This is a genomic window from Neisseria subflava (assembly GCF_003044645.1).
Taxonomy (GTDB): domain Bacteria; phylum Pseudomonadota; class Gammaproteobacteria; order Burkholderiales; family Neisseriaceae; genus Neisseria; species Neisseria subflava_B.
This window is the reverse complement of record NZ_POXL01000001.1, coordinates 347,833-364,503: the sequence shown is the minus strand read 5'-3', so window position 1 is coordinate 364,503 and position 16,671 is coordinate 347,833. Positions and strand designations below refer to the sequence as shown.

Annotated in this window: 12 protein-coding genes; 5 read left to right on the top strand and 7 right to left on the bottom strand. The window is 52.1% G+C overall.

Annotation, left to right across the window (positions count from 1 at the left end; genetic code table 11):
- Positions 1–84 precede the first annotated feature (84 nt).
- Both DBY97_RS01820 and ribBA read right to left on the bottom strand, forming a co-directional pair.
- Positions 85–3,528 (bottom strand): TonB-dependent receptor domain-containing protein, encoded by a 3,444-nt coding sequence (locus DBY97_RS01820; protein ID WP_107857228.1) that lies wholly within the window; start codon positions 3,526–3,528, stop codon positions 85–87.
- Between the two features lie 254 nt (positions 3,529–3,782).
- Positions 3,783–5,123 carry a bifunctional 3,4-dihydroxy-2-butanone-4-phosphate synthase/GTP cyclohydrolase II gene (gene ribBA, locus DBY97_RS01815; protein ID WP_063068228.1) on the bottom strand — a complete coding sequence of 447 codons (1,341 nt, stop codon included), beginning with the start codon at positions 5,121–5,123 and terminating at the stop codon, positions 3,783–3,785.
- A gap of 199 nt (positions 5,124–5,322) precedes the next feature.
- Between ribBA and DBY97_RS01810 the strand changes: the two genes are divergently transcribed.
- Positions 5,323–5,925, top strand: coding sequence for a DUF4230 domain-containing protein (locus DBY97_RS01810; RefSeq protein WP_070826490.1), 603 nt, complete (start codon positions 5,323–5,325; stop codon positions 5,923–5,925).
- 1 nt (position 5,926) lies between these two features.
- Positions 5,927–6,385: a hypothetical protein gene (locus DBY97_RS01805; protein WP_084824603.1), complete on the top strand. Its 459-nt coding sequence runs from the start codon at positions 5,927–5,929 to the stop codon at positions 6,383–6,385.
- A gap of 166 nt (positions 6,386–6,551) precedes the next feature.
- Here DBY97_RS01805 and DBY97_RS01800 read toward each other — a convergent pair whose 3' ends face one another.
- Together DBY97_RS01800 and tsaE are read right to left on the bottom strand one after the other, a co-directional pair.
- Positions 6,552–7,799, bottom strand: coding sequence for an N-acetylmuramoyl-L-alanine amidase (locus DBY97_RS01800; RefSeq protein WP_107857227.1), 1,248 nt, complete (start codon positions 7,797–7,799; stop codon positions 6,552–6,554).
- Entirely contained in the window at positions 7,787–8,257 is a 471-nt protein-coding gene (gene tsaE, locus DBY97_RS01795; RefSeq protein WP_107857226.1) for a tRNA (adenosine(37)-N6)-threonylcarbamoyltransferase complex ATPase subunit type 1 TsaE, read from the bottom strand. The genes DBY97_RS01800 and tsaE overlap by 13 nt, the downstream gene beginning before the upstream one ends.
- Before the next feature lie 171 nt (positions 8,258–8,428).
- Between tsaE and pheA the strand changes: the two genes are divergently transcribed.
- The 3 genes from pheA to prfH all read left to right on the top strand — a co-directional run bounded on the left by pheA (position 8,429) and on the right by prfH (position 11,689).
- Positions 8,429–9,517 (top strand): prephenate dehydratase, encoded by a 1,089-nt coding sequence (gene pheA, locus DBY97_RS01790; RefSeq protein WP_107857225.1) that lies wholly within the window; start codon positions 8,429–8,431, stop codon positions 9,515–9,517.
- Positions 9,518–9,914: 397 nt separating this feature from the next.
- Entirely contained in the window at positions 9,915–11,048 is a 1,134-nt protein-coding gene (locus tag DBY97_RS01785) for an RNA ligase RtcB family protein (protein WP_107857224.1), read from the top strand.
- 2 nt (positions 11,049–11,050) lie between these two features.
- Complete coding sequence (gene prfH / locus DBY97_RS01780; protein WP_107857223.1) at positions 11,051–11,689, top strand: peptide chain release factor H; 639 nt, start codon at positions 11,051–11,053, stop codon at positions 11,687–11,689.
- A gap of 84 nt (positions 11,690–11,773) precedes the next feature.
- Here prfH and DBY97_RS01775 read toward each other — a convergent pair whose 3' ends face one another.
- The 3 genes from DBY97_RS01775 to DBY97_RS01765 all read right to left on the bottom strand — a co-directional run bounded on the left by DBY97_RS01775 (position 11,774) and on the right by DBY97_RS01765 (position 16,591).
- Positions 11,774–13,003 (bottom strand): HlyD family type I secretion periplasmic adaptor subunit, encoded by a 1,230-nt coding sequence (locus DBY97_RS01775; protein WP_107857222.1) that lies wholly within the window; start codon positions 13,001–13,003, stop codon positions 11,774–11,776.
- Positions 13,004–13,092: 89 nt separating this feature from the next.
- The gene (locus DBY97_RS01770; protein ID WP_107857221.1) at positions 13,093–15,279 is read right to left on the bottom strand and encodes a type I secretion system permease/ATPase; all 2,187 of its coding nucleotides are present in this window, start codon (positions 15,277–15,279) and stop codon (positions 13,093–13,095) included.
- Between the two features lie 43 nt (positions 15,280–15,322).
- Entirely contained in the window at positions 15,323–16,591 is a 1,269-nt protein-coding gene (locus tag DBY97_RS01765) for a TolC family protein (RefSeq protein ID WP_432760699.1), read from the bottom strand.
- Between the last annotated feature and the right edge of the window lie 80 nt (positions 16,592–16,671).

Sequence of the window (16,671 nt, the reverse complement as noted above, 5' to 3'; positions counted from 1 at the left end):
GCAAAAAGCCTTCCCCTGCGGGGCGGTTTGGTTTGTGTATCCCTATGTCCGGCGCGTTTGCCGCACCTGTCGTTATCCGTCCGGCTAAAATTTCGCCGTCAGCCCGAAGGTAACCGTCCTGCCCGGCCCGGGGGCGGGCACGTTGGACATCGGGTCAAGGTAGTAGCGGTTGGTCAGATTGGTAATGCCTAAGTTGACGTTGAGGTTTTTGTGCACCTGATAGCGGCCGTACACGTCCCATGTCAGCGAGGGGTTCCAATGGTAGGGCTTGCCGGTGCTGTTGAAGATATGCCCCAAACCCCGCTTCAACAGTTGGTCGTATTGCTTGGTATTGACGCGGCTGTAGTAGATGCCGCGCAGGCCGAATTCGAGTTTCTCGCCCAAGGCGCGCATGCCCGCATCAAGGTTGACCGAATACTTCGGCTGCAGTGCCTGGTAGCCGCGCGTGCTGCCGTAGCCCCCTTCGATGCAGACCGGTATGCCTTTGTAGCCGTAGGGGTCGAAATCGAAGGCCGTGTCGCGGTCGCACATCTGCTGTTTCAGGCGGTAGGTCGCGCCCAGCGCGGCGAAGAAGCGGCCGCTGTCGATGCGGCCCTGCCATTCCAGCCCGGCGGTATCCTTGCTGTCGTATTGCACGGTGCGGAAATGGTCGGTGGTCTCGATTACGTTCCGGATGCGGTTGCGGTAGTAGGTCAGGCGCATATCGCCTTGGCGCAGCCGGGCAAAGTGCGGTGCGAAGTTAAAGTTGTAGCCGATTTCCAGGCTGCGGCTGCGTTCCGGCTTGAAGCGGAAATTCGGCGCTTTGGGCGATCCGACATAGTCCAGGTCGTTGTAAAAGCTGCCGACTTCGTACACGCTGGGGAAGCGGGTCATCTGCGCGTAGCGCACGAATAAGCGGTTGTTGTCGGTCAGGTCGTAGCTGACGGCGACGGTCGGCGCCCAGGCATGGGCGCGTATCGGTTTGGGCTGCGCCCAGTATTGCTCTTCAGTGTAGTGTTTATTGATAATCTTATGTTCTGATCCGGTATCACCGCCGGTTTCCGGATAACCGACACCCATATTGGATAGTTTTCCTGCTTTGTAATGATCAAGACAGGTTATTACGCTATTTCTTATACAGTTCTCAGGATTCCCCGACCCTGCCCAATATCGGTAATGTGACTGATTCAATCCCTGTGGATTGGCAACCTTTTCCTGATAATTTTTCACAAAATCATGGAAATGTTCGGGCAGCGAACCGCTGTCCAGCTTGCCGTTCACAAACGGCACATATACGGGGCGCACCCGGTACAACGGATGATTTTGAGAATTATTACCATAATAACCTGTACCGTCACCATAAGCAAGCCCGTCACTGCCGATATATTGATACTGGTCGTATACCTTATATTCCGAACTATTATACTCTTTCGGCAGTTTATAGCGTGCGCCGTGCGCCTGCATAGCCCGGTTGGCGGCGGCGATGGCGGCATCATCGCCTGACTGGTGGGCACGTCGGCTCTGTTCGGATACCGCGTCCCAATCGCGCCGCTCCCGATCGCCAACCAGCTCGAAATATGGGATGTACACGCCGTCCGAATAAGTGCTGCTGTCGCCGCCACCGGCCTGATAGCGCGGATCGCGGCGGGCGCGGCCTTCGGCCAAGGCGGAGTCGAAGCCTCTGAAGTTGTGGTAGCGGATGCCGGCGGAGATTTTCAAACGGTCGGTGGCCTGCCAGTCGAATACCAAGTTTGTTCCCCATTCGCGCCGTTTGCCACCGCGTGGGCCGGCGATTTTCGTCATGCCGGTGGCCATGCCGGCAAGATTGAACAAATCCTGAGAGTTAACCACATCCACTTCTTCCTCAAGCTTCTCGTTCTGATAGTCGGCGGACAGGGTCATGTTCAGGCGCGGGTGTAGGCGGAAGCGGTTGTTGAGGTCGAAGCCCGTACGGCTGACGCGGGTTTTCTGTTCTGCTCCGGAAAGCACACGGTATTGTCGGTTTTCGTTGGGCAGGATTTTCATCACTTCTTCTTTGCTCAAACCGTTGATGCCGTAATCGTTCAGCAGGCTGCCGCAGCTGCTGTAGTTGTCAGCATAATCTGGCGGAAGTTGTCCGCGTTTGGTACACCAGTACCAGGCATCGTAATAGGGGTCGGGGCGGGCGGCAGACAAATCCATGCCGCCGCTCTGGTGGCGGGTGGAGTTGGTTTTGATGCGCCACAAGTTGGCCTGCAGGTCTATCCAGCGGCTGTTTTCGGGCTTCCAGTCCCAGCCGAGTTTGTAGGTGTCGGTGCGGATATTGGAATCGATACTTTGCATCTGCGGCGACAATGATCTGGGGCGGCTGCTGGGGTTGTGCTCTTCCATATTCATCACATAGGTGGCGTGGAAGGGGTTGATTTCGCCGAAGCGCACATCGGTGCGCATATACTGCCAGCCGAGTTTATGGTTGCCAGGCAGATGCCAGTTGTTTTTCAGCAGCAGGGTTTTGGTCCTGATGTTGCTGTTGAACACTTCCACGCCGGGATGGTAGACCTTGGCCATATTGGGTACGAAGGTGGCGGAGTTTTTGCAGTCAAATTCGCTGCCGCCTTCATCGCCGCATTTTTGCAGGTCGTATACCGGATTGTGCAGGTAGCCTTCCGCACCCTTGCGTCCGGCAAAGTAGTTGCCCTTGTCGCGGTAGCTGTAGGCGGCCAGGCCGTCTGAAAGTTCGGTTTTGAAGGCGGCGGCGGCCATATAGCTGCGGTCATTGCCGAAACGCCAATTGTCGCGGCCGCTTTTATGTTTGGGCGGGGTCAGGCCGTCGGCCACCAAGGCCTGCGGGCTTTGTTTGCCGGTATGCGGGTCGACGCCGCCGCCCGCGCCGTCGGCCGTCGCGCCGAAGGGCAGGGTTCGGTAGTCTTCCCAGCCCAGCCATTGGTTGAGGTTGTTGGCCTGTTTGTTGCTGTTGTTGGAGAACTCCGTTTTCAGTTGGAAGCCGAATTTTTTCCCTTCGGGGATGATGTCGGCGGGTTCGATGGTGCGGATGGTTACCGCGCCGCCGACACCCGATTTCAAGCCGCGCGTGAGGGCGGGGCTTTTTTCCACCGCGATGCTGCGGAACAGGGCGGGGTCGAGGTAGTTGCGGTCGCCCACGCCGTAGTTGTTCATCCATACGTCGATAGTCTGCTCGGTGCCGTCAATGGTAACCGGGATGCGGCCCTTGCCGGTGATGCCGCGTATATTGGGCGTAATCGCGCCGCCGGCGGTGCGGGTATTCATGTTGTATACGCCGTTTAGGCCTTTGAGTACGTCGCCGGCGGATTGGACGCGGTAGCGTTCGAGGTATTCTTTGCCAACATAGGCGTTGGAGACGTTTTTGTAATACACATCGTCCGCGCCTTTTTGGTCGTTGGTACGTTTGCCACTGACAACAACGGTATCCAATTCTTGGTATTGTTCGGGTTGAGCTGAGGTTTCGATGGCATTAGCAACGGTTAATGTACTGAATGCGCTGGCAAGGCTGAGAATAATTATTTTGGGTTTGGGAGTAAAAGTAGACATAGTTTCTCTTTGTTAAGAACTTAATATAAGAGGTTAAAATACTCTTTTATATAAAAAATATAAAATTTTTAAATATTATTAATATTTATATCATAATTGATTATGCTTATCATTATTGAAATAATCTAATAAATAGTCGTTTTTATCATAATTTTATTTGGATAATATTCAGATAAATAGAAATATGAAAAGGCCGTCTGAAAATGTTCAGACGGCCTTTTGTTTCATTTACTTTGAGAATCAATCAAGCAAGATTATTTTTCAGCTTCTTCAAAACCGACGACTTCTAAGCCGAAGCCGGTGAGGCCGGTGAAGGATGATGGCTGGCCGAGGACGCGCAGTTTTTTGACGTTGAGGCCGGCGAGGATTTGTGCGCCTATGCCGTAACTTTTGCTGTCCCATTTGTAGGCTTGGTTTGCGCCTTTGGGCAGGGTGCGGTCGAGCAGGGTGGCGCCGTCTTCGGTACGGTGTAGGAGGATGACTACGCCGCTTTCGGCTTGTTGGATGCGCTCAAGGGCTTTGGGCAGCGACCATGAATGGCGCGGATTGGCTTGGATGAAGTCCATGACGCTGAAGGGTTCGTGGACGCGGACGAGGGTTTCTTCGTCGGCGGTTGGTGTGCCTTTGACGAGGGCGAGGTGGGTTTCGCCGGAGAGTTTGTCGACGTAAACGTGTTGTTGGAACTCGCCCCATGGGGTTTGTACGGGTGCGTTGCCCATGTCTTCAAGCAGGCTTTCGGTACGGCTGCGGTATTCGATGAGGTCGGTAATGGTGCCGATTTTGAGATTGTGTTCTTCGGCGAACTTCATCAGTTCGGGCATACGCGCCATGGTGCCGTCGTCGTTGATGATTTCGCAGATGACAGCGGCGGGAATCAGGCCGTTCATTTGTGCCAGATCGACGCCGGCTTCTGTGTGTCCGGCGCGGACGAGTACGCCGCCTTTTTGGGCGCGCAGTGGGAAGATGTGGCCGGGTTGGACGATGTCTTCAGGTTTGGCGGATGGGGAAACGGCGGTTTGAATGGTCAGGGCGCGGTCGGCGGCAGAAATGCCGGTGGTAATGCCGTGGGCGGCTTCGATGGAGACGGTAAAGTTGGTGCCGTATTGTGCGCCGTTTTTCTGGGTCATCATGGGCAGGCCGAGTTTTTCGACCATTTCGCCGTTCATCGGCAGGCAGACCAGGCCGCGTGCGTTTTTGATCATGAAGTTGATTGCTTCGGGGGTAACGAATTGGGCGGCCATCAGCAAGTCGCCTTCGTTTTCGCGGTCTTCGGCATCGGTGATGATGACCATTTTGCCGGCTTTGATGTCTGCTAGGATTTCGGGGATGGTGGAGATGTGGGACATGGTATTTCTTTCTTGGCTGATGGTGGGGGTGTGGCGGTCTTGGTGGTCTTGATCCAGCCACATGTCAGGCATATTGGCTGTCTGCTCGATTTTTCGGGCTTTTTTCTCGCCGAAAGATTTGTTTTTCAGCAGGGCGGACAGCTCGCCTTGGTTGATGGCGATGGCTTGGGCAAACTTGGTCTGCTGGCCGTTGTGGTGTTGTGTTATCCATTGCCGCAGGTTGTGGCGGCGCAGGTCGGTGGTATTCATGATGAGATGAAATTGAATTGTGTGTAATGGATTGTAGTCTTGTCTTTACCAAAAGGCAAACTTTGTTTATTGAGATTTTTTTATTACTTTTTGGTAATAAGTTTTAATGTTTCAGACGGCCTGGGTATGGCTTGAAATTGACGGTTTTGGGAGAATATGGGGAATGTTTTGATGATTATTTTAACGGGGGATATTTGAAATGAAAATGTTTGGGCGCGGATTGGTCGTGCTGGTGTTGTGTGCGTTGACGGCTGCAGGCGGCTGGTTTTATGCCCTGCATGGTCAGAACGAAGAACATCAGGTTTTGTCCCGTGAGGGGGTTTTGATGCAGATTAAGCAGATGAACCGCTTGGAAAGTACGGCATTTTATATCGATACGATTATCCGTACGGAGAAAAAAGGGGATTGGCGCAGGCTTTGGCAGGATTCTCAAAGCGGTATTTTTATTGTGCGCGGTAAGGTGTTGGCCGGTTTGGATTTGGACAAGTTAGGCGCGGACAATGTCAATATTGTGGACGACAAGGTCTTAATCAGCCTGCCGGCGGTGGAAATTTTGAGCGTGGATTTGGAAAATATCGAAGTGTACGATATTCAGACCGGCTCGTTTAATTTGCTGCCTATGGATAAGTCTGTATTTAAGACGGTGCAGGAAGAGGCGAAACGGCAGGTATTGCAAAGCGCGTGCAAGGCTGAGATTTTGGAACATGCCAACCGTCAGGCGCAAACGCAATTGGAAAACTTATTTGCATTAACGCAGACGAAGGTATCTGTCTATCCGGCTGCGGTAGGGAAGTGCGGTTAATATGCGTTATCTTGACCGATTGATTGAACATTGTATACAAGCAAAAAAGCTTGTACCTGACCGTACCTTTGAATTTACAACGTTGGAACAATTGCCCAGTCATGGATGCTTTATTTATGTTATCCAACAGATTGAAGGCGACATTAATACAACTTTTCAGCAATTTCAAAATTTTCGCTTACTTAAAACACATGCCTGCGCAAAATTAAATCGCCCAAGTCAGGTTCTATACGTAGGGTCTTCACGCCACAGTATTCGGAATAGATTGGCACAGCATTTGGGCTTCGGGCATAAAAGTACCTATGCATTGCATTTAAATCAATGGTATCAAGGCCAATATAAAATAACGATTCATCAATATGCCGATACACTTCCCTCTGATGTGCTGCAATTGATTGAAGACGATCTTGCTGATCAATTACAGCCGGCATTTGGTAAATCAGGTACCAACAATAAATAGCACGCATATGAGTGTAGAACATGTAATAGCAAAGATTGACAGGGTTTGGCTCAATTGTTATTTTGTCGCCATTCTCCCATTTTGCTGTATTGTTCATGCCAATAGATTGCTTGAAAAGATAAGGCCGTCTGAAAACTTTTCAGACGGCCTTTGTTTCATCAAGCCATTATCCGCGTCGTAAAACAGCGGTATTGATGTATTTTTGAATACCGGTGGCAATGGCTTGGGCGCATTGTTGGCGGAAGGATTCGCTGCCGAGTAGCCGCTCTTCGGTAGGGTTAGAGAGGAAGGCGGTTTCCACCAAAATGGACGGAACATCCGGCGCGCGGAGGACAGCGAAGTTGGCTTCGTCAACGCGGCCTTTGTGTAATTGGTTGAGTTTGCCCAATTCGGTCAAGACGGAATGGCCGAGTTTGCGGCTGTCACGCAGGGTCGCGGTTTGGGTCATGTCCAAAATGGCGTTGTCGACATTTGGGTTGCCGCTGGTTTGTACGCCGCCGATGGCGTCGGCGTTGTTTTGGGTTTGGGCAAGGAATTTTGCCGCCGAGCTGGTTGAGCCTTTGGTATTGAGCATATATACGCCGGTACCGCGAGCGGACGGGCTGGTAAAGGCATCGGCGTGGATGGATACGAATACGTCGGCATTGCGCGCACGGCCTTTGGCAACGCGTACGCCCAATGGGATAAAGATGTCTTCGTTGCGCGTCATGAATACGTTGTAACCCAAGGCTTCGAGGCGTTTTTTGGTTTCTCGGGCAATGGAGAGTACAACGTTTTTTTCTTTGAGGCCGCTCGGGCCGATTGCGCCGGGGTCTTCGCCGCCATGCCCGGGATCGATCATAATCACAGGACGGCGGTTGCCGCCGCTGCCGCGATTGTTTTTAGGGGCAGGGGTATCGTATGCGATATTGGTATTCGGACGTTGTTTGGGGACATTGCCGTTGAGCAAGGCCATCATCGGGTCGTTGGCATCTGCGCCGTGCGGATAAAGGTCGATAACCAAGCGGTTTTTGAAGTTGCCGACGGGTGCGAGTGCGAAGACTTGCGGATGGGTGCTTTGTTTCAGGTCGATAACGATACGCACGGTGCTGGGCGTATTTTGACCGGCGCGAATGCTGCGGATAAAAGGGTCGTTCGACAGCACTTTGCTGGAAATGCCTTGCAGGACGCTGTTGATTTCCGCTCCTTGAATATCTACGACCAACCGGCTTGGGTTGTCCAACATAAAATGTTGGTATTTCATCGAGTGGTTGCTCTCAAGGGTGACGCGTGTGTAGGCGTGCGCCGGCCAAATGCGGACGGCAAGGAATTGCGCAGGAGAGGCCGGTTTGGCCAATGCGGCACCAACGGGCGTGAGGGTGAGAAATAGTCCTGTGCCTTGACGGAGAATGTGTCTTCTAGTTAATTTGACCATGATTCTAAACTTTTTCGGCCTTGGTTTGTGTGGGCGGAAAAGGTGCAGGTTCTGCCCTTATCGGTGTACGTCAATGTAATGGTAATGTCTGCCGGAGGCGTGAATTCCCCGCCTTGCTGCGGCCATTCGATGAGGCAGATGCTGTCGGGCGCAAACAATTCGTCCAAACCGGCATCTTCCCATTCCTCGGGCATGGTAAAGCGGTAGAGGTCGAAATGGTGGAGGGTGAATGTATCCAGCGGATAAGATTCGATAATGGTGTAAGTCGGGCTTTTGACTGCGCCCGTATGCCCTAGTCCGCGCAAAATCCCGCGTGTCAGCGTGGTTTTGCCTGCACCCAGCCCGCCTTCAAGATAGATGGTCAGCGGAGCGGAAAGCTGCTTGCTCCATTCTTCACCCAGTTGCAGGGTTGCTTCTTCATCGGGCAGAAAACGGGTGTAAAGTCCGTTTGAGTGCATGGAATAGGCCTTGTTGTTCAAAAGGCTTAATTATGATGGAATTGGCGGCGTTTGCAAACCTGATAGACGATAAAGTTAGATAAAGATAGTGTTGAGGCCGTCTGAAAACAGAATTCAGACGGCCTTTAATGTTAAAATGAAAATATCCCTCACAAAATTGCGAGACAGCTTATGCCTTTATCCATAGACGAACAATTATTGCCGCACCGCAATGCCATCGACAGCATCGATGCGGAAATCCTCCGTTTGCTCAACGAGCGCGCCGGTCATGCGCATGCTATCGGTGAATTGAAAGGGACAGGCGCGGTGTACCGTCCTGAACGGGAAGTGGCCGTTTTGCGCCGGATTCAGGATTTGAACCGCGGCCCTTTGCCGGATGAATCAGTTACTCGGCTGTTTCGCGAGATTATGAGCGAATGCTTGGCGGTAGAGCGTCCGCTGACGATTGCCTATTTGGGCCCAAAGGGGACATTTACCCAGCAAGCCGCTATCAAACATTTCGGCCACGCCGCACACACCATGGCGTGTACCACCATCGACAACTGCTTCAAACAAGTTGAAACGCGCCAAGCCGATTATTTGGTGGCGCCGGTAGAAAATTCGACCGAAGGTTCGGTAGGGCGGACTTTGGACTTGCTGGCAGTAACTGCGTTGAAAGCCTGCGGCGAAGTGGTTGTCCGCATCCATCACAACTTGTTGCGTAAAGACAGCCATGAAATCGGCGGCGTTACCAAAGTTTTCGCTCATGCCCAAGCCTTAGCGCAATGCAACGACTGGCTCGGCCGCAACCTGCCTAATGCCGAGCGTATTGCCGTAGCCAGCAATGCAGAAGCAGCGCGTCTGGTTGCCGAATCTGACAGTCCGAATGTAGCCGCCATTGCCGGACGTATCGCCGCGGAAATTTATCAGTTGAGCTTTGCCGCCGAGTGTATCGAAGACGAACCGAACAACACCACGCGCTTCTTGGTGATGGGTCATCAAGAAACCGGCCGCAGCGGCAACGACAAAACCTCTTTGGTCGTCTCCGCACCCAACCGTGCCGGTGCCGTTACTTCGTTGTTGCAACCTTTCACCGAGTTGGGCATTTCCATGACCAAATTTGAAAGCCGCCCAAGTAAATCGGTTTTGTGGGAATACCTGTTCTTCATCGATATCGAAGGCCACCAAAGCGATGAAAATGTCCAAAAAGCCTTGCAGCTTTTGGGCGAACGCGCTTCCTTCGTGAAAGTTGTCGGCTCTTATCCGACCGTTGTTTTGTAAGGATTATTAGGTATCAAAGGCCGTCTGAAAAGTTTTCAGACGGCTTAAATTATGTTCTCAATAGTTGCCATTTATGCAACATTATTGGCAGATTGATGTCAGTAAGTTTGCATGATTGGAAATGAACACTCTATAATCCGAACGTTTTTAATATTTTCATGCAAAGAAAGGAGCAAGCCATGACACGCAATACTTCAATCCGCTCAATCACATTCTTTGCAGCCCAAGCGTCGGTCTGATTTTCGGATAACGCTTTTCGCATTCCATGTCGCCCGCTTCGGGCTGCTTTCCCTACGATTATCGGCTAGAAACCAGGCCGTCTGAACATTTCGCAGACGGTGGATACCTATTGTCATCTGTTGTCGGTTTCTATCCGTTTTAAAGAAAGCATAAACACATGGGCAATTATCCCCATCATATTCAAATTATTGCCGATTCAAATACATGGATTGAAGGCAATGCTGTCGCACAGCTCGAAACCACCGCCCGATTACCGCATATGCTGCGCGTTGCCGGAATGCCGGATTTACACGCAGGGCGCGGTTATCCGGTTGGCGCGGCATTTTTCAGCGACCGTCATTTTTATCCTGCCCTGATTGGGAATGACATCGGTTGCGGCATGGCGTTTTGGCAGACCGATTTACGCGCAGCCAAACTCAAACCGGCCAAACTCGCCAAACAGCTGGGCAATATCGATACGCCGTTGGATAAAGACGAACAGGTCGATTTATTAGGCGACGCTGTCGATATGCGCCAATTTTCAGACGGCCTTGCCGTAGGTACGATTGGCGGCGGCAACCATTTTGCCGAGTTGCAAACCGTTGATACCGTTTATCGCGCCGATCTGCTTCCGCCCGATTTTGATGAAAACCATCTGCAACTGTTGGTGCATAGCGGTTCGCGCGGATTGGGTCAGCAGATTTTGCAACGCCATATTGCCGCCTTTGGGCATCAAGGTTTGGCGGAAGAGGGCGAAGCGGCGGCAGCTTATCTAGCCGAACATCAAACGGCTCTTGAATTTGCCAGCCTTAACCGCCGTTTGATTGCGGCCAGAATGCTCGACTGTTGGTGCGCAGAAGGAACATGCCTGCTCGATGTCCATCATAATTTTTTGGAACAAACCGAGATTGACGGCACAACCGGTTGGCTGCACCGAAAAGGCGCAACGCCTACCGATAAAGGCTTGGTTATGATACCCGGCTCGCGCGGCGATTACAGCTATCTGGTCCGACCTGCCGAAGATTGCCAAATTTCGTTGAATACCTTGGCTCACGGCGCAGGTCGGAAGTGGCAGCGCGGTGAATGCAAAGGCAGGCTGTCGCACAAATATACTGCTGACAGCCTGCGCCAGACCGAATTTGGCAGCGTAGTCATTTGTCAGGATAAGGCCCTGATTTTTGAAGAAGCGCCGCAGGCTTATAAAAGCATTGACAGCGTTATTGCCGCCATGAAAAACGCAGGTTTGATTGAATTGGTCGCGCGGTTTAAGCCTGTTTTGACTTATAAAACCGGCGGCGAGTGTGGTGCGTAAAGATGAAACAGAATACACCAGTGATTTATCTGCAAATTTCCACCGCGCAAGGGCCGGCAGAGTGCCGTATATTTGCCCGTTTCGTTTTGGGCAAGCTGCTTGCCCAAGCCCAAGCTAAAGGCATTGATGCCGAACTTGTTACTGAAACCGCCGATAAGCACGGCATTTTATCGGCGACGCTCAAGTTGGAAGGGCAGAAAGCCGAAAGCCTAGCGCAAACTTGGCAGGGGACGCTCCAATGGATATGCCCCAGCCCTGTCCGTCCGAAACATCCGCGCAAAAATTGGTATATAGGCGTTTTCCGCTTGCCCGATATGCCGCAGATGTATGAAATGCCGTCTGAAAACGGAATCGAGTTTCAAACCTGCCGTTCGGGCGGCAAGGGCGGGCAACATGTCAATAAAACCGAAAGCGCCGTCCGCGCTACCCATAAAGAAAGCGGCATTTCCGTGCGGGTCGAGAGCGAACGCAGCCAGCATGCCAATAAGAAATTGGCGGTCATGTTATTGGCGCAAAAGCTGGCGGAGCATCATGCCGGACAAGCTGGAAGTTTTGAACAGGAGCAGCACGCGCAACTCTATCAAGTTGAGCGCGGCAATCCAAAAAGGACGTTTGTCGGTACTGCATTTAAGGAGAAGTAATTTGCCTGCCGGATAAGGAGGTATTTAAAACATAAACCAAAGGCCGTCTGAAAATTTTCAGACGGCCTTTTATCATTTTATCGATTAGCGTTCACTCAACGCTTGTTTCATACGCGTAATCGGTTTGATCAGGTATTGGAAGATGGTTTTTTCACCGGTTTTGATGTCCACCGTTGCCACCATGCCCGGAATAATCGGCATAGGTTTGCCGTTTTTGTCTTTCAGGGAGTTGTTTTCGGTTTGGACGAGAACGCGGTAATAAACTTGGTTCGGATCAAGTTTCAGGTCGTTGGCACGGTTTTGCATGGAATTGCTGACGGTATCGGCACCGACGAGGGTAACTTTGCCTTCCAAACCGCCGTAGATGGAGTAGTCGTATGCGCTGACTTTAACCAATGCAGGTTGGCCTGCGCGGATAAAGGCGATGTCTTGCGGGCGGATATAGGCTTCGACCAGCAGTTTGTCATCAACCGGGACAATTTGCATGATGTCTTCGCCTGCGTTCACAACGCCGCCGATGGTGGTAACTTTTATGCCTTTGACGATGCCGCGCATAGGCGCGCGGATTTGCGAGCGTTCAACTGGGTCGGCACGCATGGCAACGTTTTCTTTGGATTGCGCCAGCTCAGATTCGGCTTGCAAAAGTTCGTTGTTGGCATCGGCTTTGTAGCGGTTGCGGCGTTCGGAGATTTGGGTGGCCAAGTCTGCGGAATCGCGGCGCATTCTTAAAAGTTCGACTTCGGAAACCACGCCTTCGGCAACCATAGGTGCGGTAATGGCGATTTCACGGTCAAGCGCGGCCTTGCTTTGGGAGAGGCCGCTGACGGCGTCGGTCATGGCTTGACGGCGTGCTTTGTAGGCGGCGATTTCGCGACGGCGAAGCTCAGGACCCACGCTGTCAGGGAAGGAGAGCTTGGTGCCGTAGGCTTCTGCTTTAAGGCGGGCAACAGTAGCTTCGAGGTTTTCGACTTTGGCTTCGCTTTCACGCAAAACGGCGGAGCTGCGCGTGTCGTCGAGTTTCATCAGAATCTGATCTTTCTCGACCATATCGCCTTCTTTAACCATGATTTCGGTTACGATGCCGGGGTCCAGGCTTTGAATTACTTGCTCACGGCTGCTGGGAATGATATTGCCGTTGCCGCGGGTCACTTCTTCGACAGGGCTGTTGTATGCCCAGACGACGAAGACAATCAGGAAAAGGAAGAATAGGATGATGACCCAAAATTGACCGCTGTGTTTTTCTTTTTGAAGGGCGGCATTGAGGTCGTTGATGAGGTGTAGGTCTTTGGATTTGACGTTGTTTTCGCGGCTCATAATCGTGTATCTTTATTGTGTTTGGTGGATTTTAACCATTAGGGCAGGCCGTCTGAAAGAGTAAGTAGGTTTTCAGACGTCCTTTTGCTTTATTGTGCTGCCGATTGAGGGGCTGCGGCAGCTTGTTGCTGTTGTTGTTTGACGTTGGCTGCTTTGGCCTGTTCGTTTTGCATGAGTTTTTGCAATACCAAGTCACGTGGGCCGTCCATCACGACTTTACCATTGTCCATCACAATGATGCGGTTGACGATTTGCAGCACTTGCGGACGGTGGGTCACCAAAAGCATGGTGCGGTTACGGCCCCATTGGGCAATGGCATTGAGCGCCATGCGTTCAGTGGCTTGGTCCAGGCTGGTGGTCGGCTCGTCCAGCAAGACGACTTTCGGGTTGCGCAAGGTCATGCGCGCCAAGGCGATGATTTGTTTTTGACCGCCGGACAAGCCTAAGCCGTCTTCACCCAGAGGCATATCCAAACCACGTGGATGGTTGCGGATGATTTTGTCGAGGCCGAAGCGGTTGAGCGCAGTCAGTAAGTCTTGGTCGGTAGAGTAGCTGCCGGTACGCGCCAAGTCCATATTTTCACGCAATGTGCCGAGGAACAGGCGTGGCGATTGGCTCAACAGCAGGACTTGATCGCGCAGGAAGTTGGGGTCAAGCTGGCGCATATCGACGCCGTCAAGGGTAACGTTGCCTTTTTCAGTGTCGTACAGACCGCTGGCCAGTTTGAGCATGGTGCTTTTACCGCTGCCGATACGGCCTAAAATACCGACTTTTTCGCCCGGTTTGATGGTCAGGCGCAAATCTTCGACGGCGCTGTTGTTGTCGGCTTGATATTTGAACGATACGTTTTCAAAGGTAATGCTGCCTTGAACATTGTCCAAAGTAATGTATTTGCGTTCCGGGTTGCGCTCGATAGGGCGGGTAACAATGTCGTTTACGCCTTTGAGGGCAAGTTTGGCCTGTTGGAAGCGGGTAGCCAAACCGGCGATTTGTGCCAATGGCGCCAAGGCGCGGCCGGACAGAATCACGGAGGCAATCAATGCACCCATGGTGATGCGTTCCGCATGGTTGTCGGCATGAATCAGATAGGTACCGACGACAACCAAAAAGACGGTATTGAGCTGCTGCATGGCAACGGCAAAGTTGACCATGAAGTTGCTGGTGTCTTTGACTTTGATGGAAGAAGCGGAAGTTTTAGCGGTGTATTCGTCCCAACGTTGTTGCGCCCAAGATGTGGCGTTGTTGGTTTTCAGGGTTTCGATGCCCTCGATGGCTTCAACGGCAAGGCCGGAGCGTTGTGAACCTTCTTTCATCGATTCGTTGATGTGGCGCGAGAGTGGGCGTTGTACGACAAAACCGACAATCACGACAATCGGAATGATGGTCAGGGGAACGAGTGCCAGTTTGCCGCCGACCATGGAAATCACGAAGATAAACAGCAACAGGAAAGGCAAGTCGACGATGGTCAACAAGCTGGCACTGGTCATGAACTCGCGCACGGCTTCAAATTCGCGCAGGTTGCTGGCGTATGAACCGGAAGAAGCAGGACGGTCTGCCAAACGCAATGCCATCACGCGGCGGAACAGGGCAGAGCTGATGATCAAATCGGCTTTTTTACCGGCAATATCGGTCAAATGACCACGAATCATCTTGGCGGCAAACTCAAACAAAATCGCCAAGACCACGCCGATGCTCAATACCCACAAGGTTTCATAGGCTTGGTTGGGAATCACGCGGTCGTACACGTTCATCACATATAAAGAGCTGACGAGCGCAAGGAAGTTGATGATGATGGTGGCCAAAATGACTTGGTAGTAGTAGCTGCGGAAACGCCAAATGACTTTCCAAAACCATGCTTTGGGCAAATGGTATTCAGGCAGCTCCGAGCGCATATCGGTCGCCATTTTGGGTTTGATAAACCAGCAGTAGCCCAAATACAGGCCGGAGAGCTGCTCATGGCTGAGTTCTTGTTCCAAACCGTCAACTTGGCGGATATGGTATTTGCGATCTTGGCCGGAACCTTCGATTTGGGTGATGACCGCTGCCTCTTCGTTGTGCAGGATAATCATGACCGGCACGGCGAGCGAGGGGATGTCTTCTAGATTGCGTTTGGATAAGGTGTTTTCAAAGCCGTGGCTGCGCAGGACTTCGACAAGTGAGTGATAGTTGACCTTGAGCTTTTTATCGCGCACGACTTCGGCGGACAAAGCGGCTTCGGATACGGGCGCACCCAAAAGGCGGGTCACTAAAACGATGTGTTCAATGATGGCTTTCATATTTTTTCGCGTAATGTTTTTGGTTTAACCGGCGGATATGGCTTTATTTTTGTGCCAAACCGACCCAAGCGGAGATTTTGGCCTGGGTATTTAAATAGTCGAGCGCCGCATCGCGGAAATCGTTGCGGGCGGCAACGTAATCCTGTTCGATGGAGGATAACTCGCTGTATGCGCTCAAAACGTCGGTCAGCGTACGTCGGGCGATTTTAAACTGCAATTCGTACACTTTGATGACTTCTTTTTGGGCGGCGATGTGTTGCGCCGTCAGCGCGGTACGCTGTTCGCTTTCCTGCATATCGATGGCGGAAGTTTGAACGCGTTCGTTCATGTCGCGCAGGATTTGTTCGGACTTGGCTTCTGCGGCAATCAATGATTTGGCATTGCGCTCTACATTGTGTCGTGCGGCAATATCCAACACATTCCATGCAACGTTTAAATAAAGCTGTCTGGTGTTGCGCGTTGCACTGCCTTCCAAATTGAGGGCAGGCAGGCGTTCGGCTTTGGAGGCGTCCAAATCGGCACGGACGCTGTCGCGCTCGGCCAATTGCGCCTGATAGGACGGATTATTGTTGCGGTTGGGGTTGTTGAAGCGTTCGGTGATGGATTTCGCCGTGTCGTTTTTAAATGGATCTTCCAAGTCGTTGGCAGTCAGCTGGCGCGAGGTGTAGCGGGATAGGCGGCTCAGTGCCAAATCCATGGTGCGGCGTTGTTGGGCAATGATGTTGGCCACTTGTAATTGGCGCGCGCGCGCTTCAATCAACTCGGAACGGCGGCCGGCATCATATTTGACGATGGTGTCCAAGTCTTTTAAGAGGTTGTTGTGGCGCACCAAAGTCTGCTCGTTGAGAATCAGGGTTTCTTTTGCACGCAATGCGCTCAGATAGAGGCGGCCGATATCGCTTCCCAGCTGCTCTTGGCTTTCGGTGTATTTGTGTTGATAGTATTCTTCGCGGCTGCGGTCGCGGCGGACGGCGGCTTCAATCGCGCCCCATGAATAGATGTTCAGGCTGCCGCGTACGCCGACGCCGTCTTCCATATCGTTGCTGTTGTATTTATTGTGTTGCGCCAGCACTTTCGTACCGGTTAGGGTAACGACAGGATAATGGCGTGCGCGCGTGGCTTTGGTCGTGCTTTGTGCAGCTTCTTGAGTGGCTTTGGCTTCACGCACAATCGGGTCACTGATTAAAGCGTCCCTGAGGATGTCTTGCAGGCTGTATGCAGAGGCCGTCTGAAACGGCAGCAGACAGCAGGCGACGGCAACAGCCGATGACAATAAACGGGGCTTTGTGGGGGAAGAATAAATATGCGACATGATTTTAACCAAATGATTTATATATTATCGTTGTCCGTATCGGGTATCGCTTGAGGCATGGCCGGGCGAATTTTGAACGA

Coding starts and splice junctions, on each gene's coding strand:
- DBY97_RS01820 (WP_107857228.1), bottom strand. CDS start 3,528: ATGTCTACTTTTACTCCCAAACCCAAAATAATTATTCTCAGCCTTGCC.
- ribBA (WP_063068228.1), bottom strand. CDS start 5,123: ATGAATACCACCGACCTGCGCCGCCACAACCTGCGGCAATGGATAACA.
- DBY97_RS01810 (WP_070826490.1), top strand. CDS start 5,323: ATGAAAATGTTTGGGCGCGGATTGGTCGTGCTGGTGTTGTGTGCGTTG.
- DBY97_RS01805 (WP_084824603.1), top strand. CDS start 5,927: ATGCGTTATCTTGACCGATTGATTGAACATTGTATACAAGCAAAAAAG.
- DBY97_RS01800 (WP_107857227.1), bottom strand. CDS start 7,799: ATGGTCAAATTAACTAGAAGACACATTCTCCGTCAAGGCACAGGACTA.
- tsaE (WP_107857226.1), bottom strand. CDS start 8,257: ATGCACTCAAACGGACTTTACACCCGTTTTCTGCCCGATGAAGAAGCA.
- pheA (WP_107857225.1), top strand. CDS start 8,429: ATGCCTTTATCCATAGACGAACAATTATTGCCGCACCGCAATGCCATC.
- DBY97_RS01785 (WP_107857224.1), top strand. CDS start 9,915: ATGGGCAATTATCCCCATCATATTCAAATTATTGCCGATTCAAATACA.
- prfH (WP_107857223.1), top strand. CDS start 11,051: ATGAAACAGAATACACCAGTGATTTATCTGCAAATTTCCACCGCGCAA.
- DBY97_RS01775 (WP_107857222.1), bottom strand. CDS start 13,003: ATGAGCCGCGAAAACAACGTCAAATCCAAAGACCTACACCTCATCAAC.
- DBY97_RS01770 (WP_107857221.1), bottom strand. CDS start 15,279: ATGAAAGCCATCATTGAACACATCGTTTTAGTGACCCGCCTTTTGGGT.
- DBY97_RS01765 (WP_432760699.1), bottom strand. CDS start 16,591: ATGTCGCATATTTATTCTTCCCCCACAAAGCCCCGTTTATTGTCATCG.